This is a genomic window from Agromyces ramosus (genome assembly GCF_004216665.1).
Lineage (GTDB): Bacteria > Actinomycetota > Actinomycetes > Actinomycetales > Microbacteriaceae > Agromyces > Agromyces ramosus.
In genome coordinates this window covers 656,040-682,356 of record NZ_SGWY01000001.1, presented here as the reverse complement: position 1 = coordinate 682,356, position 26,317 = coordinate 656,040, and the positions used below count along the sequence as shown (strand labels likewise).

Genomic DNA, 26,317 nt, shown 5'->3' with positions numbered 1-26,317 from the left:
CACGGATCACTCGTCGCGCGGGACCCGTCGCGTGCGCCCCCACGGCTTGAACACCGACAGCGCCATCGCCACGAGCAGGGCGGTGGACGAGACGACCGGCGGGAAGACGAGCGTCGCGGTCATCGCCGGCGCCGTCCCGTCGGCGAGCGCCGCGCGACCGGCCTCGCCGACGGCGACCATGCCGGGCCAGAGCACGAGCACCACGAGGGTCACGAGCACCACGTTGACGACGAGCTTCACGAGCACCCAGCGGTAGCGCACGAGCCCGTACTTCGTGCCGAGTCCGAGCAGCACGCCCGAGGCGAGCGTCGCGAGGCCCGCCACCACGAGCGGCCACGTCGCGACCGCGGCGAGGCTCGCGGCGGCGGCGCCCGCCCCGGTCCCATCGCCCGTGAGCACCGTGAAGACGAGGATGCCGAGCACGAGGTCGAGTCCCAGCCACACCCCGGCGGACGCGATGTGCACGAGCAGCAGCAGCTTGCGCGTGCGGGCGGAGAGCGGCATCCGGATGACCCGGGAGCCGGTCGCCGGGCGCGGGGTCGTTCGCGTCGTGGAGGTGGTCATGCCTCCACGATGCCGGGGCCGCGGCGCCGCGGCATCCGCTCGTCGGAGTCACCCGGGGTACACCCCTCGTCGTACGATCCGCGATTGAATGGTGGCCATGCGCATCGTCGTGCTCACCGGCGCCGGCATCTCGGCCGAGAGCGGCGTGCCCACGTTCCGCGACGCCGGCGGACTGTGGGAGGGGCACCGCGTCGAGGACGTCGCGACCCCCGAGGCGTTCGAGCGCGACCCCGACACCGTGCAGCGGTTCTACGACCTGCGCCGGCACGCCGTCGCCCTGGCGGTGCCCAACCCCGCCCACGACGCGCTCGCCCGGCTCGAGCGCGAGGTCGGCGACGACCTGCTGGTGGTCACGCAGAACATCGACGACCTGCACGAGCGGGCCGGCTCCGAGCGCGTCGTGCACATGCACGGCGACCTGCTGCTCGCGTCGTGCCTGGGCTGCGGGCGCCGGGTCCCGGTCATGGCCGACCTCGCCGAGCGCCCGCCGTGCCCGGAGTGCGGCCGGCGGATGCTGCGCCCCGACGTGGTGTGGTTCGGCGAGATGCCGTACGACCTCGACGTCATCGACGACGCGCTCACCACCTGCGACCTCTTCGCGGCGATCGGCACCTCGGGCGCCGTCTACCCGGCGGCCGGGTTCGTGATGACGGCCGCCGAGGCCGGGGCCACCACGATCGAGCTGAACCTCGCGGCCAGCGAGATCACGCCGCTCTTCGACGAGGTGCGGCACGGGCCCGCGAGCCTCGTCGTGCCCGAGTGGGTCGACGAGGTGCTGGCGGGCGACTGAGCGCGACGTCCGTGCGACAGTGGGCCGTGAGCCCGTCGGATCGCCCGGACGGCGAGCCGCTCAGTCCACGAACGCCACCACGCGGGCGGGTGCGCCGTCGTCGCCGAGGCGCAGCGGGAAGATCCCGATCCGCACGCGCGTCGGCAGGTCGTCGAGCCCGGTGAGGTTCTCGACGATGAGCCCGTCGCCGCCGAGCACGACCTCGTGCACCGGGAATTCCGAGGTGCCCGCGGCATCCGTCGGATCGGGGCTCAGCGTGTCGACGCCGAGCACCCGCATGCCGCGGTCGACGAGCAGGCGCGCCGCCTCGACGCCGATCGCCGGATGCCGCAGCGCCCGCTCGGTGCCGAAGTGCCGCGCCCAGCCCGTGTCGATCACGACGATCCCGGGCACCCCCGCCGGCACCTCACCGAGCTCGTCGATGCCGACCGTCGCGCCGTCGGCGAGGCCCGGCACCCGGATCACGAGGGCGTCGCCGACGAGCTCGTCGAGGCCGACGGCGTCCATCGTGCGTCCGCCGGCGACGGTGTGCGCCGGCGCGTCGACGTGCGTGCCGCTGTGCGACCCGAGCTGGAGCGCGGTGACGGCGGCGCCGTCGCGCTCCAGCTCGAGCGCCGCCGACAGTCGGACCTCGGGGTCGCCCGGGTAGACCTGCATCCCCGATCGGATCGGATGGCTCAGGTCACGCATGCGGCACGGCCTCGGGCGCGGCATCCGCGAGGTTCGTGCTCGGCTCCGCCCGCGTCGAGGAGCGCTCCCGCAGCGAGACGAGCAGGTAGAGCACGAAGGTGATCACGAACGCCGGGATCGTCGCGCCGACCGGCGTCGGCAGGGTGTACGTGAAGACGTACGCCGCGACCGCCCCGATCGCCCACACGACGACGGCTGCCCAGTTCACCCCGGCGAGGTACCAGTATCGGCCCTCGCGCGCCTTGAGGATGTCGGCCGTGTAGGCCCCCCGCTTGACGATGTAGTAGTCGGCGATCATGATCGCGAACACCGGCGCGAACAGGGCGCCGATCGTCACGAGGAACGTCGTGAACTGGTTGAGCAGGCCGAACCAGGTCGAGCCGATGATCGAGATGATCCCGACGATGAGCGCCGTCGGCAGGAACTTCAGCTTCGCGCGCCCGGGCACCGCGTTCACGATCGTGGTGACCATTCCGTAGACGACCATCGTGTTGGTGGCCATGACCGAGAGGAAGATCACGACGGCGAGCGGGGCTCCGAACGGCTCGACGATCGTCACCGGGTCGAAGGGGATCGCCTCGCCGCCTGACAGCACGACGTATCCGATCGCGGTCGCGCCGATCGCCATCGAGATGACCGTCGAGAGGGTGTAGCCGATGCCCGAGCCGATCATGCCCGCGCGGCTCGACTTCGCGAAGCGGTTGAAGTCGGCCGACAGCACGGTCCACGAGATCGCGGTGGCGATCACCACGTCGAGCACGAGGATGGGCGTGTAGCCGAGCGACGGGTCGGCCGGGATGCCGAGGTACTCCGACGGCGCGTAGGTCGTGAAGGCGACCACGAAGATGTACGCCATGATGCCGAGGATCAGCACGGCGAGCCAGGGTTCCACGCGCGCGATGCCGGTGTGCCCGAAGATCGCGAGGATCACGACGAGGGTCTGGCAGAGCACCGCGAACATGACGGGGCTCGAGAACCCGGTGACGGAGGCCACCAGGAAGTCGAGTGCGATGCCGGCGAGCATCGCCTGCACCCAGCTCCAGCCCATGAGGATGATGACGTTCGCGGCGACCGGCAGCAGGCTGCCGCGCGTGCCGAACGGTCCGCGGGTGAGGGCCATGGTGGGCAGTCCGGTGCGGGTGCCGATGTTGCCAACCGTCACCAGCACCGCCGCACCGACGAGGGTGCCGACGATGATGAGCACGATCACGAGGCCGTAGTCGACGCCCGGCACGAAGAGCGTGCCCGTGAGCAGCGTCGTGACCACGAGGTTCGCGGCGAGCCAGATCATGCCGATGCGGGGGAGGGACAGGGTGCCGCGCACGGGGCCGGCGTCATCGGAGTGTTCCTCGAGGTACTGCTCGAGGCGGGAGTAGAGCGACATTGCAGGTCTCCTCGGTGAGTGGGGTGTCGGGGTGACGGGGGTGGATCAGGCGGCGTCGGGCATGGGGGAGAGGTGCTCGTGCACGGCGACGAGACGCGGCGCCGTGCCATCCGTCGCCGGGTCGGCACGGAAGACGATGGTCTCCCGTTCGCGATACGACTCGGTGCCCTGGCCCGTCTCGACCGTGGTGTCGACGGAGTGCGAGAACACCGCTCCGCCCGGGAACGACTGCACGAGCTGGTCGCTCGACGTGCACGACACGACATGCCATCCGCCGTCGACCCAGCTCGCCCAGAGCCGTTCGTACGTCGCCCGGTCGGCGAGCCGCTCGTGCTCGGTGTGGAACACGAACGTCGCCTCGGGGGCGAACGTCGCGAAGTACCGTTCGCCGTCGGTGTCGGCGAAGGCCTGCACGATCTCGGATGCCGCGGCCAGCACCGCCTCTCGAGTCGGTTGGGTCTGCTCGGTCATCGGTGGGGCTCCTTCGCCTCGGGGTTGCGGGTTGGGTGCGCGGGCTGCGTTGGGGGCGGCCGTCAGCCCGCGGAGGGCCGGGCGCCGCGCGGCGCCATCGCGCTGATGAGCTCGTAGGCCACGTGGCTCGCCGCGACGGCGGTGAGTTGCGCGTGGTCGTAGGCGGGCGCGACCTCGACGATGTCGGCGCCCACGATGCGGCGGTCGGACAGCGCCCGGATCATGCGCAGGAGCTCCCGGCTCGTCAGGCCGCCGGCCTCGGGTGTGCCCGTGCCCGGCGCGTGAGCAGGGTCGAGCACGTCGATGTCGATCGAGATGTAGAGCGGTGCGTCGCCGATGCGGGCGCGCATGCGATCGATCGCCGCCGCCGGCCCGTGCTCCTCGAGGTATTCGCTGGTGATGATCGAGAAGCCGAGGCGCTCGTCGTCCTCGAGGTCGCCCTTCGCGTAGAGCGGGCCGCGGATGCCGACGTGCATGCTCGCGGTGAGGTCGATGAGCCCCTCCTCGGATGCGCGGCGGAATGGCGTGCCATGGGTCATGGGCGCCCCGAAGTAGGTGTCCCACGTGTCGAGGTGCGCGTCGAAGTGCAGCACCGCGACGGGACCGTGCTGCGCGTGCACCGCCCGCAGGAGCGGAAGCGCGATGGTGTGGTCGCCGCCGATCACCACGAGCCGGCCCGCGCGCTCGGCGAGCTCCCTCGCGCCGGCCTCGACCTGGCGCACCGCCTCGGCGATGTCGAACGGGTTGGCGACGATGTCGCCGGCATCCGCGACCTGCTGCGCACCGAACGGGAACACGTCTTGAGCGGGGTTGTAGGGGCGGAGGAGGCGCGAGGCCTCTCGCACGTGCGCTGGACCGAAGCGGGCGCCCGGGCGGTAGCTCACCCCGCTGTCGAACGGCACCCCGGCGATCGCGACGTCGGCGCGATCGACCTCGTCGAGGCGCGGGAGTCGCGCGAACGTGGCGATGCCGGCGAAGCGCGGCACGACGCTCGCATCGACGGGGCCGCGGATGCCGCTGCTCGATTCGTCGGGAGTGAGTTGCATATTACGAAACCTTTGGTACTGTTGAGAAAACTTGCGGCAACTGTACGACGCCGTTGCCACCGCCGTCAAGGGAGGAGTGCGCATGCGCCCGATCCATCCGTCGGCCGACGCGGTGGGCACGCCGATCGGCGCCAAGCTGCGCAGCACGCGCATCGCGCAGAACCTCACGCTCGCGCAGGTCGCGGAGTCGAGCGGGCTCAGCAAGGGCTTCCTCAGCCGGGTCGAGCGCGACGAGACGTCGCCGAGCGTCGCGACGCTCGTGCAGCTGTGCCAGGTGCTCTCGCTGCCCGTCGGCGCGCTCTTCGCCGAGCCCGAGATCCAGCGCATCACGCGAGCCGACGCACCGAACATCAACCTGGGCGGCGTCGGGGTGACGGAGCTGCTCATGTCACCGCGTGGTGAGTCGCGCGTGCAGCTCATCCGGTCCTCGCTCGTGCCCGGCGCCCACGGCGGCCACGAGCTCTACACGGTCAACGCCGACGTCGAGGTGATGCACGTGGTCTCGGGCGCCGTGACCGTGCGCTTCGCCGATCGCTCGGTGCGCCTCGAGACCGGCGACGCCCTGACCTTCCCGGGGCGCGAGCCCCACAGCTGGCACGCGGAGGACGACGCGGGCGCGGAGGTGTGCTGGGTCCTCGTCCCGGCGCCGTGGAGCGGCTCGGCCTAGGGCGTGTCTCGCGCTCGTCCGGTCCACGCGATGATGGCGTGAAGGTCGCTCCGGCACGGTGGGCGATCATCACCCGAGTCGGCGGATCACTCCTTCTGCGCAGCGGACACGTCGACGCAGACGACTCCCGTGTTGCCGTCCTGGTCGGCGATCACCGTGAGCGAGGGCGCGTCGCTGTCGTCGACGACGGTGCCGCCCGCGGCGAGGGCGGCGGCGATCCGCTGGTCGACGACCTCGGGCGCCACGTAGACCTCGATGTGGAACCGTTGACGGGGGGTGTCGTGCTCCTCGGCGTCCCCGAACCACAGGTTCGGTACCCGTCCCGTGGCGTCCCGGATCTCGTCGCTCGGGGACCCGCGGCCCTGGGACTCGGCGCTCCCGGTCAGGAGGGCGGCCCACACCGGGGCGATGGTCGCGGAGTGGGCCGTGTCGAGGCCGAGCTCGATCTCGCCGACCGAGGCCGGGTCGGCGGCGACCCCGTGGTCGGCCGCGATCTCGGTGATCCGCCGAGCGAGGTCGACATCCTGCCGGGTCACCCACTCGACGACGTGTTCGGTGCCCTCGTCGTCGCGGTAGACGGCGTCGTCGCTGACCAACTCGAGATCGACGTGCCCATCGCCGATCGACACGCGCGGGTGGTGGCCGAGCGCGTCGCCCGCCTCGCCCACTGCGACGACGAACCGTGCGCCGGTGCCGAAGTCGTCGACCAGGTACCGGGCATGCAGTCCCTGGGCCAGCTTGCGCCAGTCGGTCAGATTGGCCGCGGCGATCTGTTCGCCCTTCAGCATGTCCATGGACGGTGAGTGTATCTCCGGTTCGGCCGCGGCGGCATCGGGGAATCCACCTCGAGCCGTTCGGCCCCACGGCCCGGACGTCACTGCCGGACCCGTCGTCCACGCCATCTTCGCCCTGGACCAGGCGATCGCGAGACCCGCCCCGACCGTCGTTGCATGTGCGCCGCTCCGCGTCAAGGCATGGGGCGCGGGCCGTGCCGGCCCTAAGGTCGTCGCATGATCTTCCGACGCGCGCGCCAGACCGTCGCCGCCGGCGAGCCCGGCGGCCCGCGGAAGCCCGGCGAACCCGGCGAACCCTCGGCATCCCACGGCGACACCGCCCGTCGCGGAGCCGGGGGGCCGATCTGGAACGACCGCCTGGGCCGCTGGGCGATCCGCAGCCTCCAGGTCCTGCTCGTGCTCGTGCTCGGCGCCGTCGCCGTCTGGGCGCTCGTGCAGGTCAAGCTCCTCGTCATCCCCGTGCTCATCGCGCTCATCCTCGCGGCCGCGGCGAGCCCGCTCGTGGGCTGGCTCCGCCGCATCGGGCTCGCGCCGATCCTCGCGGCGTGGGTGACCCTCCTCGGCGGCATCCTCGTGCTCGGCGGCATCATCACCGCCATCGTGTTCGCCGTGCGCAACCAGTGGGATGAGCTCTCCACCGCGGCGACCGACGGCTTCGACGACCTGCTCGGCTGGGTGCAGACGCTGCCGTTCCCGATCGACGAGCAGCAGGTCGAGGACGCGCGCAACTCGATCGTGGACTTCCTGACCAGCGCCGAGTTCGGACAGACGGCGCTCACCGGCGTCTCACGGGCGACGGAGTTCGTCGCCGGCCTCCTGCTGATGCTCGTGGTGCTGTTCTTCTTCCTCAAGGACGGCGACCGGATCTGGGCGTTCTTCATGCGGCCCTTCCGCGGCGAGCGCCTGGAGCGCGGGCGTCGCGTGGGCGTGACGAGCGTGAAGGTGCTCGGCGGGTACGTCCGGGGCACGGCGATCGTCGCCCTCGTCGACGCCGTGGCGATCGGCATCGGGCTCGTCGTGCTGCAGGTGCCGCTCGCCCTGCCGCTCTCGGTCATCGTGTTCCTCACGGCGTTCATCCCGCTCGTCGGTGCGACGGTCGCCGGCATCCTCGCCGCCCTGGTCGCTCTCGTGGCGAACGGGCCCGTGGTCGCCCTCATCGTCATCGCGATCGTCATCGTCGTGAACCAGCTCGAGGGCGACCTGCTGCAGCCCGTCGTGATGGCGCAGTCGCTGAAGCTCCATCCGCTCGTCATCCTCATCGCGCTGACTGCCGGGACGATCCTGGCGGGCATCATCGGCGCCGTGCTGGCGGTTCCGCTCACCGCCGTGGGCTGGGCGATCATCAAGGTCTGGGATGGACCGGATCCATCGATCGATGAACGCAAGTCCCTCCGGCGCCGCCGACGATCGCATTCCGACGCCACGTCGCATCCCGAGGAGCTTCCCGCGGGCACTGCCGGCGGGACCCCGGTCGCCTGATCGTGACCGACGGACGTGCGCGCTCCGCCCCGATGTTCACCGCGGCCGCCGTGAGCTTCGCGGCGACCTGCGCGCTCGGGGCATCCGTCGCCCTGCGGCTGGTCGACACGCGGAACGCCAGGTGGGTGCACCACGCCCTGTACGTCGCCACCTCCGCGCTCGCCGCCGGGGCGATGAGCTCGGCGGCGTGGGGGCGTCCGCGCCGCGTCAGCCGCGAGGCGGCGGCGTTGCTCGCGCCCTCCGCGGTGCCGCTGGCGCTGATCCCGTACGCCGGCACGCGCACCCGGCGGCATCCGCTCATCGCCCTGTCGGCGGCGCCGTTCTTCGCGGCCGCGCTGATCCGCTCGCTGGCGCCCGAGACGAGGAGGTAGCACCCGCATGGAGCTGCTCGACGCCATCCGCCGCCGCAAGACGACGAACGGACCGTTCCTGCCCGATCCAGTCTCGGAGGAGCACCAGCGGACCCTCCTGGAGGCGGCCGGACGGGCCCCGTCGCAGCTCAACAGCCAGCCCTGGCGTTTCGTGGTCGTCGAGAACCGGGAGACGATCGAGCGGATCGCGCGCATCTCGAGTGAGAGCATGACCGAGGCCATGTCCAACGGCACCTTCTTCGAGCGGTACAAGCCGTACTTCCGCTTCAGCCAGGCCGAGATGGAGCAGCAGCGCAGCGGCATGCTGTTCGACCGGCTCCCGGCGGCGCTCCGCCCGTTCACGAGCCAGGTCTTCACCACGCGCGGGCAGAAGCTCATGAACGCGTTCGGGGTGCCGAAGACGCTCGGCGAGGAGAACCGCAAGCTCGTCGCAGGGTCGCCCCTGCTGCTCGGGGTGATGCTCGACCGGTCGGAGTACCGGCCCGGGCAGCTCTCCTCGTTCTACTCGGTGTTCAGCATGGGCGCCGCCATGGAGAACGTGTGGCTCACCACCGTCGAGCTCGGCATGGGCATCCAGTTCATCTCGTTCCCGATGGAGGTGCCGGGTCGGTGGGACGAGGTCGTGCGCCTCCTGAGGGTGCCCGACGACCTCGAGCTGATGGCGGTCTACCGCCTCGGCTACGTGCCGGAGGAGCAACGGCGGCCGGCGATCGACTGGGTGAGCCACGAGCGCAAGCGTCCGTCGCAGTACGTGTACCGCGAGACGTGCGAGACGCCTCAGGCCGGCTGGGACGACGTGCTGCCGCCCGAGCGGGGCTGACCCGACGCGGCCACGCCCTGCGGTGCCCGGGCCGCCCCGCCGGTCGCCCGTGCGCGCACGATGCGCGCCCAGCGGAACGGCGGGAACTCGTGGGGCCAGTGCCGCACGAACGTGTGCACGCCCATGGCCGCGTCGCGCCAGAGCTTCTGCGGATCCCGGAAGGGGCGGGTCGAGACGCCCACCGACAGCCGCCGGTCGCGCAGTACCCGGGTGCCCGGTGGAAGGTGGATGCTCAGGTCGAGGTCGTCGTGCACCCGCTGGTCGTCGCGACAGAAGTCGTCGCGCACGACTCGCCACAGCGAACTGCGCACGAGGGCCGATGAGCCCCAGAGCGGACGATGGCCGAGGCCGATGCCGGCGAGCAGCGTGTAGCCGCCGAGGTAGCCCAGTACGAGCACGCGCGAGGCGCCGCGGGGCGCGCGCGGGAGCCAGGCCCACCCCGTCACGGCGCCGACCGCCGGGTCGGCGAAGCGGTCATGCGCCGCGGCCACCCAATCGCGGGGAAGCACGGAATCAGCGTCCACGCGGGCGAGCACGTCGGACGACGCCGCGTCGAGACCACGGGCAGTGGCCGCTGGGATGCCGACGACGGGCTCGGTCACGATGCGGAATCCGTAGCGTCGGGCGAGGGCGTCGAGGTCGCCGTTGCCGCCGTTGTCCACCACGATCACCTCGTCGGGCGCCCGCGACTGCGCGGCGATCGAGCGCAGGAGCCGCTCGAGCCGGTCGCGGTCGTTCCGCACCGGGACCACGATCGAGAGCGTGCCCGGGTCGCCACGCATGCCGTCGTCGTCTCGTCCCATGGGTGACACCGTATGGAAGCGGCTCGGCATCCACCACGGGCTTGCGGGCGAGCCTCGCGCGTGCCGGTCGTCGACGGGGGTGTCCGCGACCGGTCGCGCGCCGTCAGCCGGTGCCGTCCGAGCGGGCGCCCCGTGCCTCCCGCGCCGCCTCCTGCTCGGCCCGCTCGCGTTCGGCCTCGAGGGCCGCGATCAGCGTGCCGGAGTCGTACGGCCGCTTGTGCCGGCGCTCGCCGATGAAGAACGTCGGCGTCGAGTGCAGGTCCATCAGCTCGGCGTCGAGCATGTCGTCCTCCACCCGCCGCACCACGGCGGGCGATCTGAGGTCCTCCGCGAAGCGATCCATGTCGAGGCCGAGCTCGCGGGCATGCCGGCACAGGTCGTCGGTCGTGAGCCGATCCTGGTGCGCGAACATCGTGCGCGCCATGTCGAGGAATCGCCCCTGCAGCGCTGCGGCCTCGGCCGCCTGCGCCGCCTCCTTCGCGTGCGGATGCACCGCCTCGAGCGGAAGGTGCCGCCACACCCACCGCACGTCGTCGCCGAAGTGCTCGATGACCGCGTCGATCGAGCCGGTCGCTCGACTGCAGAACGGGCATTCGAAGTCCCCGTACTCGACGATCTGGTACGGGGCGTCGGGGCGACCGCGGTAGTGGTCGCGCTCGGGGTCGAACGGCCGGGCGAGTTTCGCGCCGACGGCCATCGGCGGACGGAGGCGGTCGCCCACCACGAAGATCGCCCAGCCGAGCACGAATGCGATGACGGATGCCGTGAGCACGCCCACGCGCGCGAGGTCCTGCATCTCGGGGTCCTCGATCGCGAGTCCCACGATGAACAGGGCGATCGTGAAGCCGATGCCCGACAGCGCCGCGCCGCCCGCGATGCGGGGCATCGTGAGGCCCGGCGCGAGGCGGCCGATGCGGAGCATCCGCACCAGTGCCGTCGCCCCGGTGATGCCGACGAACTTGCCCACGACGAGGCCGGCGATCACGCCCCACGTGAGGGGCGAGACCACGGCCGCGGCGAGGGTCGCCGGATCGAGCCGCACGCCCGCGTTCGCGAGCGCGAAGATCGGCAGAACGATGAACGCGATGTAGGGCGACCACGCCGCCTGCAGGCGCTCGTTGATCGAGAGCGAGTCGCGCAGGCTGCGGGTGGCCGCTCGCGCATAGGTGGTGTTCGGCGACTCGCGGAACGCACGGGTGAGCTCGGCGGCGCGCTCGACGTCCATGCGCCGCGGCGGGAACACCGGGATGAGCAGCGCCACGGCGACGCCCGCGAGGGTGGGGTGCACGCCCGCCGCCGCGACGGCGAGCCAGAGTCCGAAGCCCAGCACGGCGTACGCCGGGCCACGGCCCACCGGCAGGAACCGCACGAGGGCGAGCGCCACGAGCAGCACCGCCACGATCCCGAGGGGCAGGGCCCGCAGTCCCTCGTTGTAGAACACGGCGATCGCCACGAGCGCTCCGATGTCGTCGACGACGGCAAGGGTCAGCAGGAACGTGCGCAGCCGCGCCGGGAATTTCGGCCCGATGATCGCGAGCGCGCCGAGCAGGAACGCGGTGTCGGTCGAGATCACGACGCCCCATGCGTGCGCCTGGCCGGTGTTCGCGTTCAGGAGCAGGAAGATCGCGGCGGGAAGCGCGAGTCCGGCGACCGCGGCGATCACGGGGACCGCAGCCCGCTTGCGGTCGGTGAGCTCGCCGATCGTGAACTCGCGCTTCACCTCGAGGCCGACCGTGAAGAAGAAGAACGCCATCAACCCGTCGTTCACGAGCTGGTGCAGTGTGAGGTGCGCGGCGAATTCGCCGACGATGACCTCCACCTCGGTGTCCCAGAACTCGTCGTAGGTCGCGCCCCACGGTGAGTTGGCCCACACGATCGCGATGAGCGTGAAGGTGAGCAGCAGGAGCGCCGACAGTCGGTCGGACGTGCCGCCCTTCTTGACGGCATGGCGGACCAACGGTGCCGTGGTGGTGGCGGCGCTCGTCATGCGGTCAGTTCACGTCGCGACGTCAGGAGCGCGGTGCGCGGATGATCGACCAGAGGGCCGCGAGGAGCAGGACGCCGCCGACGGCGCCGATCAGGCCGAGGATCGACCAGAGCACGGTTTCGATGGACATCGCGCACCTCCAGGTGTCTCCGCTCATTCTGTCGTGCGCGAGCGCACGCCCTCTAGTGCCAATCGGCATGATGGACGCATGACCGAACCTTTCCTGGTGCTCATCGCCGGCCCGTACCGCTCGGGCACGGGCGATGATCCCGAGAAGCTCGCCGCCAACGTCGACCTCATGAACCGCGCCGCGTACGAGGTGCTCCGCCGCGGGCACGTGCCGCTCACCGGCGAAGCGCTCGCGCTGCCGCTCGCGGAGCTCGCCGGGTCGACGGCCACCGGCGATGCGGCGTTCGAATCGGTGTTCCACCCCTACGCGCGCCTGCTCGTCGCGCGGTGCGACGCGGTGCTCCGGGTCGGCGGCGCGTCGGCCGGGGCCGACGAGATGGCCGAGATCGCGCGGGCTCGCGGCGCCGCCGTGTTCGCGTCGGCCGACGAGCTGCCGCCGGTGGGCTGAGCAGGTCCGGCGTCAAGCCGTTGACGGCGCCCGGCCTCGGGCCGACGCTGGAGGCAACGGAACGAGGAGGGCCCCATGACCGATCCACGAGACCATGCACAGCGACACGACGCCGGCCGTGACACGCCCGACGTCGGCGGGCGACGGGCCGAGGGCGAGCCGCGCAACGACGCCGACGACGTCGTGGCCGTCGGCGACGAGGTCGGCCCCGACGCCAACGAGCTCGAAGCCGACAACGCGGTCGAGGAGGAGACGATCGAGACCGTCGACCCTGACAACGCCCCGGCGTAGGCGAGGCTCACCTAACTAAGAAATGGCCGCTGATCTGCGAAAAAGACCGCCCGGGGTACTGCGCGCGACCGCGTCCGGGACTACCATCGCCGGTAACGCAAGGGTCGCAACCGCTTCAGGAGGTCCCCATGAGCATGACGCTCGACGATCTGCCCGCCGTCGCCGAATGCTCGGTGGCCGGATGCTCCTACAACGACCACTCCCACTGCCACGCGGCCGCCGTCACGATCGGCGGATCGATCGGCGACGCCGAGTGCGCCACGTTCATCCCGCTCGGTACCAAGGGCGGCCTCGACAAGGTGGTGACGCACGTCGGCGCCTGCCAGCGTGCGGAGTGCATCCACAACACGTCACTGGAGTGCCACGCGGCATCCGTGCGCATCGGGCCGGGCGCCGACGACGCCGACTGCCTGACCTACGAGCCCGCCTGAGCCCGCGCACCGCGACGCGCTGACTCCGGCGGCGCGCCGCGCGGCGGGAGCCGGGGTCAGTCGCGAGGGGTCTACGCCGCGCGGTCGAGTTCGGTGCGTGCCTCGCGCACGCCCTTGAGGGCGGTAGTCCACGGCACCAGCTGGTCGAGCTGGGTCGCCAGCATGCCCTGGTGGTAGGCCGCCGGGGTGAAGTTCGTGTACTGCTCGAAGTCGGTCATGAGCGAGAACGACACCTGCTGGCGCACGTCGGCCACCTGCAGCTCGCCCAGGATCAGGCGCAGGTGCTCGGCGGCGCGCGTGCCGCCCACGGAACCGTAGCTGACAAGACCCGCGGCCTTGTCGTTCCATTCGCGGTAGACGAAGTCGAGCGCGTTCTTGAGCGCACCCGACGTGGAGTGGTTGTACTCGGGCGTCACGAAGATGTAGCCGTCGAACGAGTCGACCTTCTCGGCCCATGCCCTGGTGTGCGCCTGCGCGTACTGGCCCATGCTCGGTGGCACGGCCTCGTCGAGGTGCGGGAGCGCGAAGTCGGCGAGGTCGACGAGCTCGAACTCGGCGTCGCTGCGGGCGGATGCGTGCTCGAGCACCCATCTGGCGACCTGGTCGCCGACGCGACCGGGTCGCGTGCTGCCGATGATGATGCCGATCCTGACTGCGGTCATTCGGGGAGTCCTTCCGGGAAGTAGTTGACGCGTCATCATAACCCTAATAGATGACGTGTCAACCAAATATGGATAGGATGGTGGGCATGTCCGTGGTGTCAGAGATCGGCGAGGGTGAGTGGGCGCTCTGGCGCGGTTTCCTCACCATGCACCGCGACCTCATGCGCGAGCTCGACGGCCGGCTGCAGCGCGATGCGGGCATCTCGCAGGCCGACTACTCCGTGCTGCTCTCGCTCTTCGATGCGCCCGAACGGCGGCTCCGCCCCGGTGCGCTCGGGCAGGCGCTCGGCTGGGAGAAGAGCCGGCTGTCGCACCAGCTGTCGCGCATGGCTGCTCGGGGCCTGGTCGAGCGAGCCGAGTGCGACACCGACGGCCGAGGCTCGTGGGTCGTGCTCACGCGCGAGGGCAAGCGCACGCTGCTGCACTCGCTGCGCGACCATGCCGCGTCGATCCGGAGCCTGTTCCTCGACGCGCTCGATCCCGAGGAGAAGCAGGTGCTGGCGCGGGCGACCGAGCGGGTGGCCGAGCGGCTCGGCGAGGCGGCGCAGCGGGCGACGGGCTGAGCGCGCGCGGCGCGGGTTCGCGGCATCCGATTCTGCCCTGAGCGGATCGGCCTGACGACGCGCACCCTCCGCGATTAGCCTCGGCACATGGGCAAGGTCGTCGAGTTCTCGCGGGCGCTCGGCCCGCACGCGCCGAAGCCGCTCTGGCGGCACGTGCTCGGCGAGGTGCTCCGCCGGGAGCGCCTCGACCAGGAGCGGATCCTCACCGAGGTGGCCGCCGCCGCGGGCGTGTCGCCGCAGTACCTCTCCGAGATCGAGCGCGGGCGCAAGGAGCCGTCGTCCGAGATCCTCGGGTCGGTGGCCGACGCGCTCGGCCTCGAGCTGTTCGACGTGGTGCGCCGCGTCGGCGAGCGGCTCGGCGCGCGCCGCGACGAGGATCGCCGCGAGGCGGAGCGCCGAGAGCGCCTGCTCGTCGAGGCGTCGCTCGCCTTCCGCGCCGACTCCGCGCTGCAGCATCCGCTCGACCTCACCGGTGCGGACGCCGCCGGCACGATGGCGCGCGGCGGCGCGACCGTCGCAGCGCCCTCCGACGCGTTCCTCCTCGCCGCCTAACGCGCGGCGGCGGCCTCCGTCAGGCCCACGGGGACCTGCGCCTCGAGCACATGGTCGGCCAGGCCGTAGGCGACGGCGGCGGCCGCCGGCAGGATCAGGTCGCGGTCGGTGTCGTGGCGCAGCGTCAGCACGTCGCGGCCCGTGTCGGAGGCGAGCGCCGCCTCGAGCTCGGCGCGCACCCGCACGACCTCGTCGGCGTGGATGATGAGGTCGGGCACCGTGCCGCGGCCCTGCGTCGACGGCTGGTGCAGCGTCACCTTGCCGTGCGGGAGGATGGCTCGCATCCCCTTGGCGCCGCCGGCGAGGAGCACCGCGGCCGGACCGCCCGCCTGCCCGACGCACGTCGTCGCGACATCCGGCCTGATGTGCCGCATGGTGTCGTAGACCGCGAGCGCCGCGCCGGGCGAGCCGCCGGGCGAGTTGAGGTAGAGGCTGATCGGCGTCTCGCTCGACTCGGAGGCCAGGTGCAGGAACTGCGCGATGAGCACGTTGGCGACGCCGTCGTCGATCTCGGTGCCGAGGTAGACGATGCGCTCGGAGAGCAGCCGGCTGTAGACGTCCATCGTGCGCTCGGCGTTGCCGCGCTTCTCGACGACGTAGGGGATCGTGTAGGAGCTCATGCCGACACCCGCAGTCCGGTCACCGGACGGGCGCCGCCGCCGAGCAGCTCATCGGATCCGTGGACGATCCGGTCGACGAAGCCGTACTCCACGGCCTGCTCGGCGGTGTACCAGCGGTCGCGCAGCGAGTCCTGCGCGATGCGCTCGAGCGACTGGCCCGTGAGTTCGGCGGTGATGCCGAGCACGACGTCGCGCGTGTAGCGCAGGTCGTCGGCCTGGAGCTCGACGTCGACGGCCGTGCCCCCGATGCCGGCGGAGCCCTGGTGCATGAGGATGCGCGCGTGCGGCAGGGCGAACCGCTTGCCGGGTGTGCCCGCGGTGAGCAGGAACTGGCCCGCGCTCGCCGCCCAGCCCATCGCGATGGTCGCGACGTCGTTCGGGATCGCCCGCATCACGTCCATGATCGCGAGCATCGCCGGCACCGAGCCGCCGGGCGAGTTGATCCAGAAGCGGATGTCACGGCGCGGATCGTCGGCGGACAGGGTGAGCAGCTGCGCGATCAGGCGGTTGCCGCCCGCCTGGTCGAGCTCGTCGCCGAGCACGACGACACGCTCGTGGAACAGGCGCCGGGTGAGCTCGGCGTCGATCGGCTGGATCGGTGGGGTCTCGTGTTCGCTCATGCGTCCAGCCTGCGTGCGCCTCGGCGCGCGCGGGGCGGATGCCGCTCACGGCAGTGCTGCCCAGAGCGGCGTGACGCGTCGCGGGCGTCGATCGGACGCGATCCGGCGGTGCCGGGGCCCGCGCACCGCCGAATCCCGTCCGATCGAGGGCGTCGCGGGGCGCGCGCCGACGGGGCGTGCGTGGGGGAGGCGGTCAGCCGGCGCGGGCGAGCGCCGGGCCCTCGCTGAACTGGCAGGACGTCGCGGTGAGGCGCTCGTCGGGGTCGAGCCTCGAGAGCACGCGGCCGGCGATCTCGTAGAGCTGCTGGAGCTGTTCGGGGGAGAGCACGTCGAGCACGTTGGCGCGCACCGTGTCGACGTGGCCGGGCGCGGCCGCCTCGATGAGCGCGAGGCCGGCGTCGGTGACCGTCGCGTTCGTCGCCCGGCGGTCCTCGGGGCAGGGGAAGCGGCGGATGAGCCCGCGCTCCTCGAGGCGACGCGCGACGTGGGAGAGGCGGGGCAGCGTCGCGTTGGTTCGCGAGGCCAGCTCGGTCATGCGCATGGTGCGCTCACGGGAGGCGCCGAGGGCCATGAGCACGCCGTACTCGAAGTGGGTGAGGCCGGCGTCGCGCAGCAGCTGCGCATCGAGGACACCGGGCAGCAGCTCCGCAAGCGCGACGAGTCGCACCCAGGCCGCGGACTCCTCAGTGCTCAACCATCTCGTCTCGTCCATGACCCCAGTCTAGCGTATTGGTTGACGCAACAACTGAACTGGGCTAGCATGTTGGTTGTATCGACAAGTAATCGCGCCGGAAGGCGCGGAGAGGACGACATGACCACCGTCAGCATCATCGGTTCGGGCAACATGGGCAGTGCGATCGGCGCCATCGTGGCAGCCGGAGGCAACACCGTCGAGTTCGTCGGGCGCGACACGTCCGACGCCATCACGGGGGAGATCGTCGTGCTCGCCGTGCCGCACCCCTCGCTCGCCGAGATCGTCGCGAAGCGCGGCGCCGAGCTCGCCGGCCGGATCGTGGTGGACATCACGAACCCGCTCGACTTCGAGACGTTCGACTCGCTCGTGGCCCCCGCCGACGGCTCGAAGGCCGGCGAACTCGCCCTGGCACTGCCCGAGTCGCGCGTGCTCAAGGCCTTCAACACCAACTTCGCCGCGACCCTCGCCGCCAAGACCATCGGCAGCGAGCCCACCACCGTGCTGATCGCCGGCGACGACGCGGCCGCGAAGGACGCCCTCGCCGACGTCATCCGCGCCGGCGGCGTGGCCGCGGTCGACGCCGGGTCGCTCGCCCGCGCCCGCGAGCTCGAGGCGGTCGGATTCCTCCAGCTCACGCTCGCCGTGCAGGAGAAGATCGGCTGGACGGGCGGCGTCGCGCTCGTCGCGTAGCCGTCAGGCGGTGCCCCTGAGGTACCGCAACTGCGCACGAACGGATGCCTCGGCTGCACCTCGCACCGAGGCATCCGTGTCGGCGTACACGACGTCGGTCACCGCCTCGACCGATGCGTCGGCGCCGAGACGCTCGAGCGCCGCCCTGATCTGCGCGAGTCGCTCGCCGCGGTGGACGACGTAGTCCTCGCAGATCGATGCCAGGTCGCGCAGCACCGGACCGTGGCCCGGCAGCACCGTGACCACCCCGCCGGCCGAAGCGGCGAACGCCTGCAGGCGTGCGAGCGAGTCGAGGTACGGGCCCAGCGCGCCGTCGGGGTCGGCGATGATCGTGGTGCCCCGCCCGAGCACCGTGTCGCCCGTGAGCACCGAGCCGTGGTCGCCGTCGTCGGGCAGCACGAAGCAGACCGAGTCGGACGTGTGGCCGGGCGTCGCCATCACCTCGAGCTCGAGGCCGGCGACCTGGATCACCTCGCCGTCGGCGAGCGGCGGCGCGTCGATGCAGTGGGCCGGATCCATCGCCCGTGCCGGAGCGCCGGCCTGCCGGGCGAACTCCGCGAACGCCTCGACGTGGTCGGCGTGGTGGTGGGTGAGCAGCACGAGCTCGACCGGGCCGTACGAGGCGAGTCGCTCGAGGTGGGCGGCATCCGAGGGCCCGGGGTCGACGACGACCACCCCCGGTGAACCCGGCGCCCGGAGCACGTAGGAGTTCGTGCCGTCGAGGGTCATGGGGCCGGGGTTCGGCGCGAGCACGAGTGTCGCCTGGGGGGACACGGCCTCCTCGCCGGCGCCGCGCAGTCGTGGCAGGTGCATGCTCCGCAGTGTATCCGTGGCGGCCGAGGGCTGCGGGGACCCTGCCGCCGACACCGATGCGCTCGCGCGCCGACCGGCCTAATGTGGGGACATGGACAGCGACCTTGAATCCCTCACCAACGACGAGGTTGCCGGGGCGGCCGCGACGGTGGTGCTCCTCCGCGACGGCGAACGCGGCCTCGAGGTGCTCCTCGCCGAGCGACCGCGCGATCGCGGATCGTTCGCGGGCGCCTGGGTGTTCCCCGGTGGAGCCGTGGACGACGCCGACGCATTGGGCGGCTCGATCGACACGGAGGACGCCGCGCGGCGTGCCGCCGTGCGCGAGACCCGGGAGGAGATCGGGCTGGAGCTCGACCGCTACGACCTCGTGCCGTTCTCGCACTGGACCCCGCCGAAGAACTCGCCGAAGCAGCTGCGCACCACGTTCTTCGCCGTGCGCGTTCCCGACGGCGAGATCCGACCCGCGCCCGACGAGGTCATGGCGGTCGAGTGGCTGCGCCCCGTCGACGCGCTCGACCGGCACGCGGCCGGCTCGATGACCCTGTGGCCGCCGACCTGGGTGACGCTGCACGGGCTGCAGCACGCGGCATCCGTCGATGCGGCGCTCGCCGAGCTGCGCAGCGGCGACGTGAAGCCCTACGTGGCGAAGCTCAGCGAGGACGGCACCACGATCCTCTGGCAGGAGGACGACGAGTACGAGGCGGAGCGCCACCGCCAGGAGGATCACCCGGCCGTGGCCGACGAGGGCCCCGACGCCGAGGGCAACCAGCACCGGCTCGTGATGGACCGACTGCCGTGGATCTACGTCAACACCATGGGAGCCGGGTTCTGACCCGGTGATCGACGTCACGGTAGTCGGCAGCGGGCCGAACGGGCTCGTGGCCGCGGTGGTGGCCGCGCGCGCCGGACTGTCCGTGCGGCTGCTCGAGGCCGAGTCCTCCATCGGCGGCGGCGTGCGCTCGGCCGGGCTCACGCTGCCGGGCTTCCGGCACGACGTGTGCTCGGCCGTGCACCCGGCGGCGCTGGCGTCGCCGGTGTTCCGCAAGCTCGGGCTCCTCGACCGGATCGAGTGGATCGTGCCCGAGGCGTCGTACGCCCACCCGCTCGACGGCGGCCGCGCCGGGATCGCGTGGCGCGACCTCGACCGAACGGCGAGGGCACTCGGCGGCGCCGACGGGCGCGCGTGGCGACGGCTCATCGCGCCGCTGCTCGCCCGGCAACGCGGAGTCGTGTCGTTCACCGGCTCGCAGCTGCTCCGCATGCCGCGCGACCCGATCGCGGCGGTGCGGTTCGGGCTCCGGTCGCTGGAACAGGGCACCGGCGCCTGGAACGTGCGCTTCCTGGGCGACGTGGCGCCGGCGCTCTTCACCGGCGTGGTCGCGCATGCAGCCGGCGGCATGCCGTCGCTCGCGTCCGCCGGGGCCGGCCTGCTGCTCGCGATGCATGCCCACGGCGTGGGCTGGGGCTTCCCCAGGGGCGGTTCGCAGGTCATCGCCGATGCCCTCGCGAACGAGTTGCGCCGGCTGGGCGGCGAGATCGTGACGGATGCCCCGGTGCGCTCGCTCGACGACGTGCGCGGCAGCCGAGCGGTGCTCCTCGACACGTCGCCCGAGCTGCTGCTCACGGCCGACCTCCCCGCGGCGTACCGGCGCGCCATCCGTCGCTACCGCTACGGCTCGGGCGTGGCGAAGGTCGACTTCGCGCTCGACGGACCGGTGCCCTGGACGAATCCCGAGGTGGGCCTCGCGCCCACGGTGCACCTCGGCGGGTCGCGGGAGCAGATCGCGGCGGCCGAGAACGCGGTGCGCCGCGGACTCCAGCCGGGCGTCGACGACCTGGCGCCGCGGCATCCGTACGTGCTCGCGACCCAGCCCACCGTCGTCGACCCGAGCCGGGCGCCCGCCGGCAAGCACGTGCTCTGGGCCTATACGCACGTGCCCGCCGGATCGACGCTCGACGCCACCGAGCTCGTGACCCGCGAGGTCGAGCGGTTCGCCCCGGGCTTCCGCGACCTCGTGCTCGCGTCGGCGCAGCGCACCGCCACCGATCTCGCCGCCCACAACGCGAACTACATCGGCGGCGACATCTACTCGGGCGAGATCACCCTCGCGCAGTTCGTGAAGCGGCCCGTGGTGTCGACCGCGCCGTGGCGCACGCCCGTGCCGGGCGTCTACCTCTGCTCGAGCGCGACGCCGCCGGGCCCGGCGGTGCACGGCATGAACGGGTGGTGGGCCGCCAAGCTGGCGCTGCGGGAGCGGTTCGACATCGGCTGACGCCACCCGGGCGTCAACGGCTTCCGGCCGTCGCGACACCGGGCGTAGCGTGAGGGCGTGGACTGGCTCGACTGGTTCGACGCGCACGACTACGAGATCGCCCGCCAGGTGCTGCAGCGCGGCGTGGGCGCCCTCGCGTTCATCGCCTTCCTCTCCACGCTCAACCAGTTCCGCCCCCTCCTCGGCGAGCACGGGCTGCTCCCGGTGCCCGAGCTCCTCCGGATCGCCCGGCGGCTGCGCGGGCCGAGCGTCTTCCGCTGGGGCTACACCGATCGTCGCCTCGTCGCCGTCGCGGTCACCGGCATGGTGCTCGCGGCATCCGTCGTCGTCGGGCTGCCGCAGCTCGGGCCGCCGTTCGTGCCGATGCTGGTCTTCCTCGCCCTCTGGATCCTGTACCTCTCGATCGTGAACGTCGGGCAGACCTTCTACGGATTCGGCTGGGAGATGCTGCTCTGCGAGGCGCTCTTCACGGTCGCGTTCCTCGGCTCGAACGACCAGCCGCCGCCCGTCACGATCATCGTCGCGATCTGGTGGCTCGTCTTCCGCCTCGAGTTCGGCGCGGGCATGATCAAGATCCGCGGCGGCCGAGAGTGGCGCGACCTCACCGCGCTCATGTACCACCACGAGACGCAGCCGATGCCCAACCCGTTGAGCCGGCAGGCGCACCTGCTGCCGAAGTGGTTCCACCGCGGCGAGGTGCTCGGCAACCACTTCGCCCAGCTCGTGGTGCCGTTCCTCCTCTTCGTGCCGGGACCGGTCGGCTCGACCGCCGCGGTGATCGTCATCCTCACCCAGCTCTGGCTGATCGTCACCGGCAACTTCGCCTGGCTCAACTGGATCACGGTCGTGCTCGCGGCATCCGCCATCACCGACTCCGCCTGGCACTGGGCGATCCCGGCCATCCCCGCCGACCTGGGCACGGATGCCGCGACGACGCCGATCTGGTGGGCGATCGTCGTGCTCGCGGCATCCGCGCTGCTGCTCGTGCTGAGCTGGTGGCCGATCCGCAACCTGCTCTCGCGGCGCCAGCTCATGAATGCGAGCTTCAACCGGTGGATGCTGGTGAACGCCTACGGAGCGTTCGGCACCGTGACGAAGCGGCGCATCGAGATCGTCGTCGAGGGCACGCTCGCCGAGGAGCCCGACGACGACTCGGAGTGGCGCGAGTACGGCTTCAAGGGCAAGCCCGGGGACCTTCGTGCCGTGCCGCGGCAGTGGGCGCCGTACCACCTGCGGCTCGACTGGCTGATGTGGTTCCTGCCGCTCGGCCGCATGTGGGAGCCGTGGTTCGAGGTGCTGCTGCTGCGCCTGCTCGAGGCGGATGCCCCGACGCTCGCGCTGCTGCGCACCGACCCGTTCGACGGCGCGCCGCCGACGTGGGTGCGCGTGCACGCCTACCACTACCGGTTCGCGACCCACGCGGAGTTCCGCGAGACGCGGCAGCGCTGGATCCGCACGTACCAGCGCGAGGTCATCGGACCCGCCGGGATGCGAGCGGGCTGAGCGTTCAGCCGCCGGGCGGCGCGGCGGCCTCCTCATCGGCCGGCTCCCGAGCCGGTCCGTTCAGGTCGGCCGCCTCGGCGGGCCGGTGCTCGATGTCGTCGACGTGGCCGCGCGGCATCGCGAGCGCTCCCGCGATCGTCACGGCGGTCGCGACGACGACGGCGATGAACACGGCTCCGGATGCCGCCTGGATCGCGTCGGGGGAGTGCTCGCCGAGTCCCGAGCCCGCGATCACGGCGTTCGCGACCGCGCCGAAGATCGCCACGCCGACCGCGCTGCCCATCGACCGCAGGAACATGTTCGCGCCGGTGACGACGCCGCGTTCCGTCCACGCCACCGACGACTGCGCCGCGATGAGGGTCGGCGATGCGACGAGCCCGAGCCCGAGTCCGACTACGAAGCACGCGATGGCGGTGGTCCAGGGGCTCGGCACGAGCGAGGCGGCGAAGAGGCCCACGGCGCCGAGCACGGCGATGCCCAGGCCGATCAGCGCGGTGGCGCGGAACCCGATGCGCAGGAAGAGCCGGCCGGACTGCGAGGCCGAGATCGGCCACCCGAGCGTGAGCGCGGCGACGGCCAGGCCGGACACGAGCGGGCTCGCCCCCGCCGAGATCTCGAGGAACGTCGGCACGTACGAGGTCAGGCCGATCAGCGCGGCGCCGACGCCGAACGAGATGAGCGACGTCGTGACGATGAGCCGGCGGGAGAACAGCCACAACGGCAGCACGGGCTCGGCGGCGCGGCGCTCGATGAGGACGAACGCCGTGAGGAGCACCGCCGCGAGCGCGAATGCGCCGATGCTCTGCCACGACCACCACGCCCAGGCCTGCCCGCCCTCGAGCACGGCGAGGATCAGGAGCGTGAGGCCGACGGTCAGCACGGCGGCGCCGGCGACGTCGATGCGGTGCTTCTGGCGCTCGACGGTCTCGTGATAGGCCCGGATGAGCATCCACGCGGCGATGAAGCACAACGGGATGTTGACGAAGAAGATCCACCGCCACGAGAGGAACTCGGCGAACAGCCCGCCGAGCGAGGGCCCGATCACGGATGACGCGGCCCACACGCTCGCGATGTAGCCCTGCACCCTGGCGCGCTCGCGCACGGTGTAGATGTCGCCCGTGATGGTGATCGAGACCGGGAGCACCGCGCCGGCGCCGAGGCCCTGCACCGCGCGGAAGACGATGAGCGAGGTCATGTCCCAGGCGACGCCGCAGAGGATCGACCCCACGAGGAACGCGGCGATTCCGAAGAGGATGACGGGCTTGCGCCCGACCGTGTCGGCGAGCTTCGAGTACACGGGCACCGAGACGGCCTGGGCGAGCAGGAAGATCGAGAACAGCCACGGGAACTGCGAGAACCCGCCGATGTCGGCCACGATCGAGGGCACCGCCGTGGCGAGGATCGTCGCCTCGATGGCCACGAGGCCCGTCGAGAGCATGAGCGCGATCAGCACCGGCCCGCGTTCGGAGCGGAATCCGACGGCAGTCTGCTCGGTCACGTTCCTCCTCGATGCCGGCGCACGGAACGCACCCGCTCCCAACGACAACGCGAGCGTCCGCTCGGCATTCCCGGATCGGCGGCATCCGTTCGGTCGAACCTCGAGGAATCGGTGCTCATCAGGGCCGCTTAGGGCATCGGAGCGCCACGTGCAAGCCCCCCGGGACGAACGGGCGCCGTTGGGTATTCTCGGTTCACGCATGAGTCAGTCGATGCGGAGTGCGCCACAGCCCGAGACGTACAGACATCAGGAGTTGACCATGAGCGATCTGCGACTCGCAGACCACATACCCACGCCCGACCACCACCGACAACGGTACGACTTCCGCGAGCACCTCGGCTCCGGGGGGATGGCCGACGTCTACCGCGCCCGTGACACCGAACTCGGCCGCGACATCGCGGTCAAGGTGTTCCGTGCCGACGACGACACCGTCGCCGACCTGCAGCGCCGGGAGCGCGAGATCCGGCTGCTGAGCCGGCTCAACCATCCCGGGCTCGTCGGCATCCACGATGCGGGCGTCCTCATGGACGAGGGCGTCGCCCGCCGCTACGTCGTCATGGAGTACGTCGAGGGACGCTCCCTCGCCCACCGCCTCGCACGGGGTCCGATGAAGCCACGCCAGGTCGCCGACATCGGGGCGCAGATGGCGGATGCGCTCAGCTACGTGCACGGGCACGGCATCGTGCACCGGGACGTCAAGCCCGAGAACATCCTCGTCGCCGAGGTGCCGACGCTCGGGTACACCCTCATGGCCAAGCTCGCGGACTTCGGCGTCGCCCAGTTCGCCGACGGATCGCGGCTCACGGGCGACGGCGCCATCATGGGCACGGCCGCCTACATCTCGCCCGAGCAGGCGCGAGGCGACGAGGTCGGCACGCCGAGCGACGTGTACTCCCTGGGCCTCGTGCTCCTCGAGTCGCTGCGCGGCGAGCGCGAGTATCCCGGCAGCGCGATCGAGGCCGCGCTGGCGCGCCTGCATCGGCCGCCGGCCGTTCCCGAAGACCTTCCCGGCGAGTGGCGGGCCCTCCTTTCGGCCATGACCGACGACGACCCGGCCCGCCGACCCACCGCGCACGACGTCGCCGCGACGATGCGCGACGTCATCCGCGGCATGATCATCACCGGGCGGGGCAAGCACGAGGGCCGCACCGCCCGCACATGGCGTCGGCCGCGTTCAACGCGGCGTCAGGCTCCGGGAACCGCCGGCTCATCGGGTTCGTCCCGCGCTTCCGGCTCGCCCCGCCGGTTCGGACGGTTCGGACCGGCGCGTTCGCCCGGATCGCCGGGATCGCCCGCCCGCACGGTCGCGATCGCGTCCGCAGCGGTCGGCGGTGTCGCGGTCTCCGTCGCGCTCGTCGTCACGGCGGTGGCGGGTGTCGTCGCGCTCTGACGCCGCGTCGGCGCGGCGCGTGGCCACCGCGCGGGAGCGGCGTAGCGTCGCCAGCATGTGGAGACGGAATCGGTCAAGCACGCTCGAACCCCCACCCGCGGCCGAGGTCACCGCGAACGCCGACTCGGCCGGGCCCGAGGTGAAGATCCACGCGTTCCGCATCGGGTTCGTCGGTGCGCTGGGCGTGCTGCTGGCGATACTCCTCGGCGGAATCGTCGGGCAGCTCGGCACGGTCATCCTCTACGTGGCCCTCGCGCTCTTCCTCGCGCTCGGCCTCGACCCCGTCGTGAGCTGGCTGCAACGACGCGACATCCCGCGATGGCTGGCGATCCTGCTCGTCTTCGTGGTCGTGATCGGGGTGTTCGTCGGCCTGATCGCCACCCTCGTGCCCATCGTCATCGAGCAGACGAAGATCCTGATCGAGGACTGGGACTCGATCGTCGAGAACATCCAGAACAGCGACCTCGTCGCATGGCTCAACTCGCTCGTGGGCGGGGACGCGATCCAGCAGGCCATCAGCGCCGGCGGCGACTGGCTCGCCGACCCCGACAACCTCGGTGCGCTGACCGGCGGCATCCTCGCGGTCGGAGCCGGGATCGCCGGGGGATTCACGGGCGCGACGATCGTGCTGATCCTCACGCTCTACTTCCTCGCCTCGCTCGCCTCGATGAAGCGGTACGCGGGGCGGTTCGTGCCGGCCAGCTCGCGCTCGGGGTTCCGCTCGGTGTCCGAGGAGATCACCGGATCCGTCGGCCGGTACGTGATCGGCCAGCTGTCGCTCGGCGCGCTCAACGGCGTCCTGAGCCTCATCTTCCTGTCGATCATCGGCGCACCGGCGCCCATCCTGCTGGCGTTCATCGCGTTCCTGGCCTCGCTCGTGCCGCTCGTCGGCACGCTCACGGGCGCCATCATCATCTCGCTCGTGTGCCTGGCGGCGTCGCCGGTGACGGCACTCGCCGCGGCGATCTACTACCTCATCTACATGCAGGTCGAGGCCTACGTGCTCAGCCCGCGCATCATGAACCGCGCGGTCGCGGTGCCCGGCGCCCTCGTGGTGATCGCCGCCGTCGCGGGCGGCACGCTCGGCGGCGTGCTCGGCGCGCTCGTCGCGATCCCGGTCGCCGCCTCGCTCATCATCATCGTGGAGAAGGTCGTCTTCCCCCGCCAGGACGTCCGCTAGCGGGTCCCCGGCCGCGCCGACTGCGACCGGGCCGCCCGCTCCGGGAATGACGAGGCGGATGCCGCGGCGACACGCCCGCGGCATCCGCTTCGCT

At 71.8% G+C, this 26,317-nt stretch carries 30 protein-coding genes; 16 read left to right on the top strand and 14 right to left on the bottom strand.

Annotated features, from left to right (window positions below; translation table 11 throughout):
* Positions 1-6: 6 nt before the first annotated feature.
* Positions 7-564 carry a hypothetical protein gene (locus EV187_RS03080; RefSeq protein ID WP_207221716.1) on the bottom strand — a complete coding sequence of 186 codons (558 nt, stop codon included), beginning with the start codon at positions 562-564 and terminating at the stop codon, positions 7-9.
* 97 nt (positions 565-661) lie between these two features.
* Here EV187_RS03080 and EV187_RS03075 point away from each other — a divergent pair, with 97 nt between their 5' ends.
* Positions 662-1,354 carry an NAD-dependent deacylase gene (locus EV187_RS03075; protein ID WP_207221715.1) on the top strand — a complete coding sequence of 231 codons (693 nt, stop codon included), beginning with the start codon at positions 662-664 and terminating at the stop codon, positions 1,352-1,354.
* A 60-nt stretch (positions 1,355-1,414) separates the two neighbouring features.
* Here the strand turns inward: EV187_RS03075 and EV187_RS03070 are convergent, their stop codons facing one another.
* The 4 genes from EV187_RS03070 to speB form a co-directional block, all read right to left on the bottom strand.
* Positions 1,415-2,044 (bottom strand): cyclase family protein, encoded by a 630-nt coding sequence (locus tag EV187_RS03070; protein ID WP_130351544.1) that lies wholly within the window; start codon positions 2,042-2,044, stop codon positions 1,415-1,417.
* Positions 2,037-3,428 carry a purine-cytosine permease family protein gene (locus EV187_RS03065; RefSeq protein WP_130351543.1) on the bottom strand — a complete coding sequence of 464 codons (1,392 nt, stop codon included), beginning with the start codon at positions 3,426-3,428 and terminating at the stop codon, positions 2,037-2,039. Before EV187_RS03065 ends, EV187_RS03070 begins: the two co-directional genes overlap by 8 nt.
* A 45-nt stretch (positions 3,429-3,473) precedes the next feature.
* A complete protein-coding gene (locus EV187_RS03060) occupies positions 3,474-3,899 on the bottom strand; it encodes a nuclear transport factor 2 family protein (RefSeq protein ID WP_130351542.1) in 426 nt (141 codons plus the stop codon).
* A gap of 62 nt (positions 3,900-3,961) precedes the next feature.
* The gene (gene speB, locus EV187_RS03055) at positions 3,962-4,945 is read right to left on the bottom strand and encodes an agmatinase (protein ID WP_130351541.1); all 984 of its coding nucleotides are present in this window, start codon (positions 4,943-4,945) and stop codon (positions 3,962-3,964) included.
* 82 nt (positions 4,946-5,027) lie between these two features.
* Here speB and EV187_RS03050 point away from each other — a divergent pair, with 82 nt between their 5' ends.
* Complete coding sequence (locus EV187_RS03050; RefSeq protein WP_130351540.1) at positions 5,028-5,612, top strand: helix-turn-helix domain-containing protein; 585 nt, start codon at positions 5,028-5,030, stop codon at positions 5,610-5,612.
* Positions 5,613-5,698: 86 nt separating this feature from the next.
* Here the strand turns inward: EV187_RS03050 and EV187_RS03045 are convergent, their stop codons facing one another.
* Positions 5,699-6,406, bottom strand: coding sequence for a VOC family protein (locus tag EV187_RS03045; protein ID WP_130351539.1), 708 nt, complete (start codon positions 6,404-6,406; stop codon positions 5,699-5,701).
* A 216-nt stretch (positions 6,407-6,622) separates the two neighbouring features.
* Here EV187_RS03045 and EV187_RS03040 point away from each other — a divergent pair, with 216 nt between their 5' ends.
* From EV187_RS03040 to EV187_RS03030, 3 genes are read left to right on the top strand one after another with little or no spacing between them, the layout of a single operon-like run.
* Positions 6,623-7,885 carry an AI-2E family transporter gene (locus EV187_RS03040; RefSeq protein ID WP_130351538.1) on the top strand — a complete coding sequence of 421 codons (1,263 nt, stop codon included), beginning with the start codon at positions 6,623-6,625 and terminating at the stop codon, positions 7,883-7,885.
* A gap of 2 nt (positions 7,886-7,887) precedes the next feature.
* Positions 7,888-8,256, top strand: a complete 369-nt coding sequence (locus EV187_RS03035) for a hypothetical protein (protein WP_242609402.1) — start codon at positions 7,888-7,890, stop codon at positions 8,254-8,256.
* Positions 8,257-8,263: 7 nt separating this feature from the next.
* Positions 8,264-9,076: a nitroreductase family protein gene (locus tag EV187_RS03030; RefSeq protein ID WP_130351537.1), complete on the top strand. Its 813-nt coding sequence runs from the start codon at positions 8,264-8,266 to the stop codon at positions 9,074-9,076.
* On the opposite strand, the gene EV187_RS03025 is transcribed toward EV187_RS03030, so the two are convergent.
* Together EV187_RS03025 and nhaA are read right to left on the bottom strand one after the other, a co-directional pair.
* On the bottom strand, positions 9,034-9,879 hold the full coding sequence (locus tag EV187_RS03025) for a glycosyltransferase family 2 protein (protein WP_165391087.1): 846 nt from the start codon (positions 9,877-9,879) through the stop codon (positions 9,034-9,036). The two genes, EV187_RS03030 and EV187_RS03025, sit on opposite strands and share 43 nt — an antisense overlap.
* Before the next feature lie 103 nt (positions 9,880-9,982).
* Positions 9,983-11,866 carry a Na+/H+ antiporter NhaA gene (gene nhaA, locus EV187_RS03020; protein ID WP_130351535.1) on the bottom strand — a complete coding sequence of 628 codons (1,884 nt, stop codon included), beginning with the start codon at positions 11,864-11,866 and terminating at the stop codon, positions 9,983-9,985.
* 208 nt (positions 11,867-12,074) lie between these two features.
* On the opposite strand from nhaA, the gene EV187_RS03015 reads away from it, so the two are divergent.
* From EV187_RS03015 to EV187_RS03005, 3 genes are all read left to right on the top strand, one after another.
* A complete protein-coding gene (locus EV187_RS03015; protein WP_130351534.1) occupies positions 12,075-12,443 on the top strand; it encodes a DUF4406 domain-containing protein in 369 nt (122 codons plus the stop codon).
* Positions 12,444-12,518: 75 nt separating this feature from the next.
* Entirely contained in the window at positions 12,519-12,734 is a 216-nt protein-coding gene (locus EV187_RS03010; protein ID WP_130351533.1) for a hypothetical protein, read from the top strand.
* Positions 12,735-12,862: 128 nt separating this feature from the next.
* The gene (locus EV187_RS03005; protein WP_130351532.1) at positions 12,863-13,165 is read left to right on the top strand and encodes a DUF1540 domain-containing protein; all 303 of its coding nucleotides are present in this window, start codon (positions 12,863-12,865) and stop codon (positions 13,163-13,165) included.
* Between the two features lie 71 nt (positions 13,166-13,236).
* On the opposite strand, the gene EV187_RS03000 is transcribed toward EV187_RS03005, so the two are convergent.
* A complete protein-coding gene (locus tag EV187_RS03000) occupies positions 13,237-13,827 on the bottom strand; it encodes an NADPH-dependent FMN reductase (protein WP_130351531.1) in 591 nt (196 codons plus the stop codon).
* A gap of 86 nt (positions 13,828-13,913) precedes the next feature.
* On the opposite strand from EV187_RS03000, the gene EV187_RS02995 reads away from it, so the two are divergent.
* On the top strand, positions 13,914-14,390 hold the full coding sequence (locus tag EV187_RS02995; protein WP_165391086.1) for a MarR family winged helix-turn-helix transcriptional regulator: 477 nt from the start codon (positions 13,914-13,916) through the stop codon (positions 14,388-14,390).
* An 87-nt stretch (positions 14,391-14,477) separates the two neighbouring features.
* A complete protein-coding gene (locus tag EV187_RS18495) occupies positions 14,478-14,942 on the top strand; it encodes a helix-turn-helix domain-containing protein (RefSeq protein WP_207221714.1) in 465 nt (154 codons plus the stop codon).
* On the opposite strand, the gene EV187_RS02985 is transcribed toward EV187_RS18495, so the two are convergent.
* The 3 genes from EV187_RS02985 to EV187_RS02975 form a co-directional block, all read right to left on the bottom strand.
* Entirely contained in the window at positions 14,939-15,562 is a 624-nt protein-coding gene (locus EV187_RS02985) for a ClpP family protease (RefSeq protein ID WP_130351529.1), read from the bottom strand. The genes EV187_RS18495 and EV187_RS02985 overlap by 4 nt on opposite strands.
* On the bottom strand, positions 15,559-16,182 hold the full coding sequence (locus EV187_RS02980; RefSeq protein ID WP_130351528.1) for a ClpP family protease: 624 nt from the start codon (positions 16,180-16,182) through the stop codon (positions 15,559-15,561). Before EV187_RS02980 ends, EV187_RS02985 begins: the two co-directional genes overlap by 4 nt.
* A gap of 193 nt (positions 16,183-16,375) precedes the next feature.
* Positions 16,376-16,894, bottom strand: coding sequence for a MarR family winged helix-turn-helix transcriptional regulator (locus tag EV187_RS02975; protein ID WP_130351527.1), 519 nt, complete (start codon positions 16,892-16,894; stop codon positions 16,376-16,378).
* 99 nt (positions 16,895-16,993) lie between these two features.
* Here EV187_RS02975 and EV187_RS02970 point away from each other — a divergent pair, with 99 nt between their 5' ends.
* Positions 16,994-17,566 (top strand): NADPH-dependent F420 reductase, encoded by a 573-nt coding sequence (locus EV187_RS02970; protein ID WP_130351526.1) that lies wholly within the window; start codon positions 16,994-16,996, stop codon positions 17,564-17,566.
* Between the two features lie 3 nt (positions 17,567-17,569).
* Here EV187_RS02970 and EV187_RS02965 read toward each other — a convergent pair whose 3' ends face one another.
* Entirely contained in the window at positions 17,570-18,379 is an 810-nt protein-coding gene (locus EV187_RS02965) for an MBL fold metallo-hydrolase (protein WP_130351525.1), read from the bottom strand.
* A gap of 91 nt (positions 18,380-18,470) precedes the next feature.
* On the opposite strand from EV187_RS02965, the gene EV187_RS02960 reads away from it, so the two are divergent.
* From EV187_RS02960 to EV187_RS02950, 3 genes are read left to right on the top strand one after another with little or no spacing between them, the layout of a single operon-like run.
* On the top strand, positions 18,471-19,211 hold the full coding sequence (locus tag EV187_RS02960; RefSeq protein ID WP_130351524.1) for an NUDIX hydrolase: 741 nt from the start codon (positions 18,471-18,473) through the stop codon (positions 19,209-19,211).
* Positions 19,212-19,215: 4 nt separating this feature from the next.
* Positions 19,216-20,652: a phytoene desaturase family protein gene (locus EV187_RS02955; protein WP_130351523.1), complete on the top strand. Its 1,437-nt coding sequence runs from the start codon at positions 19,216-19,218 to the stop codon at positions 20,650-20,652.
* 57 nt (positions 20,653-20,709) lie between these two features.
* The gene (locus EV187_RS02950) at positions 20,710-22,155 is read left to right on the top strand and encodes a lipase maturation factor family protein (protein WP_130351522.1); all 1,446 of its coding nucleotides are present in this window, start codon (positions 20,710-20,712) and stop codon (positions 22,153-22,155) included.
* Positions 22,156-22,159: 4 nt separating this feature from the next.
* Here the strand turns inward: EV187_RS02950 and EV187_RS02945 are convergent, their stop codons facing one another.
* Entirely contained in the window at positions 22,160-23,593 is a 1,434-nt protein-coding gene (locus EV187_RS02945; RefSeq protein WP_130352205.1) for an MDR family MFS transporter, read from the bottom strand.
* A 319-nt stretch (positions 23,594-23,912) separates the two neighbouring features.
* Between EV187_RS02945 and EV187_RS02940 the strand changes: the two genes are divergently transcribed.
* Together EV187_RS02940 and EV187_RS02935 are read left to right on the top strand one after the other, a co-directional pair.
* Positions 23,913-25,043 (top strand): serine/threonine-protein kinase, encoded by a 1,131-nt coding sequence (locus tag EV187_RS02940; RefSeq protein WP_165391085.1) that lies wholly within the window; start codon positions 23,913-23,915, stop codon positions 25,041-25,043.
* A 55-nt stretch (positions 25,044-25,098) separates the two neighbouring features.
* Positions 25,099-26,223 (top strand): AI-2E family transporter, encoded by a 1,125-nt coding sequence (locus EV187_RS02935; RefSeq protein WP_207221713.1) that lies wholly within the window; start codon positions 25,099-25,101, stop codon positions 26,221-26,223.
* Positions 26,224-26,317: the final 94 nt, after the last annotated feature.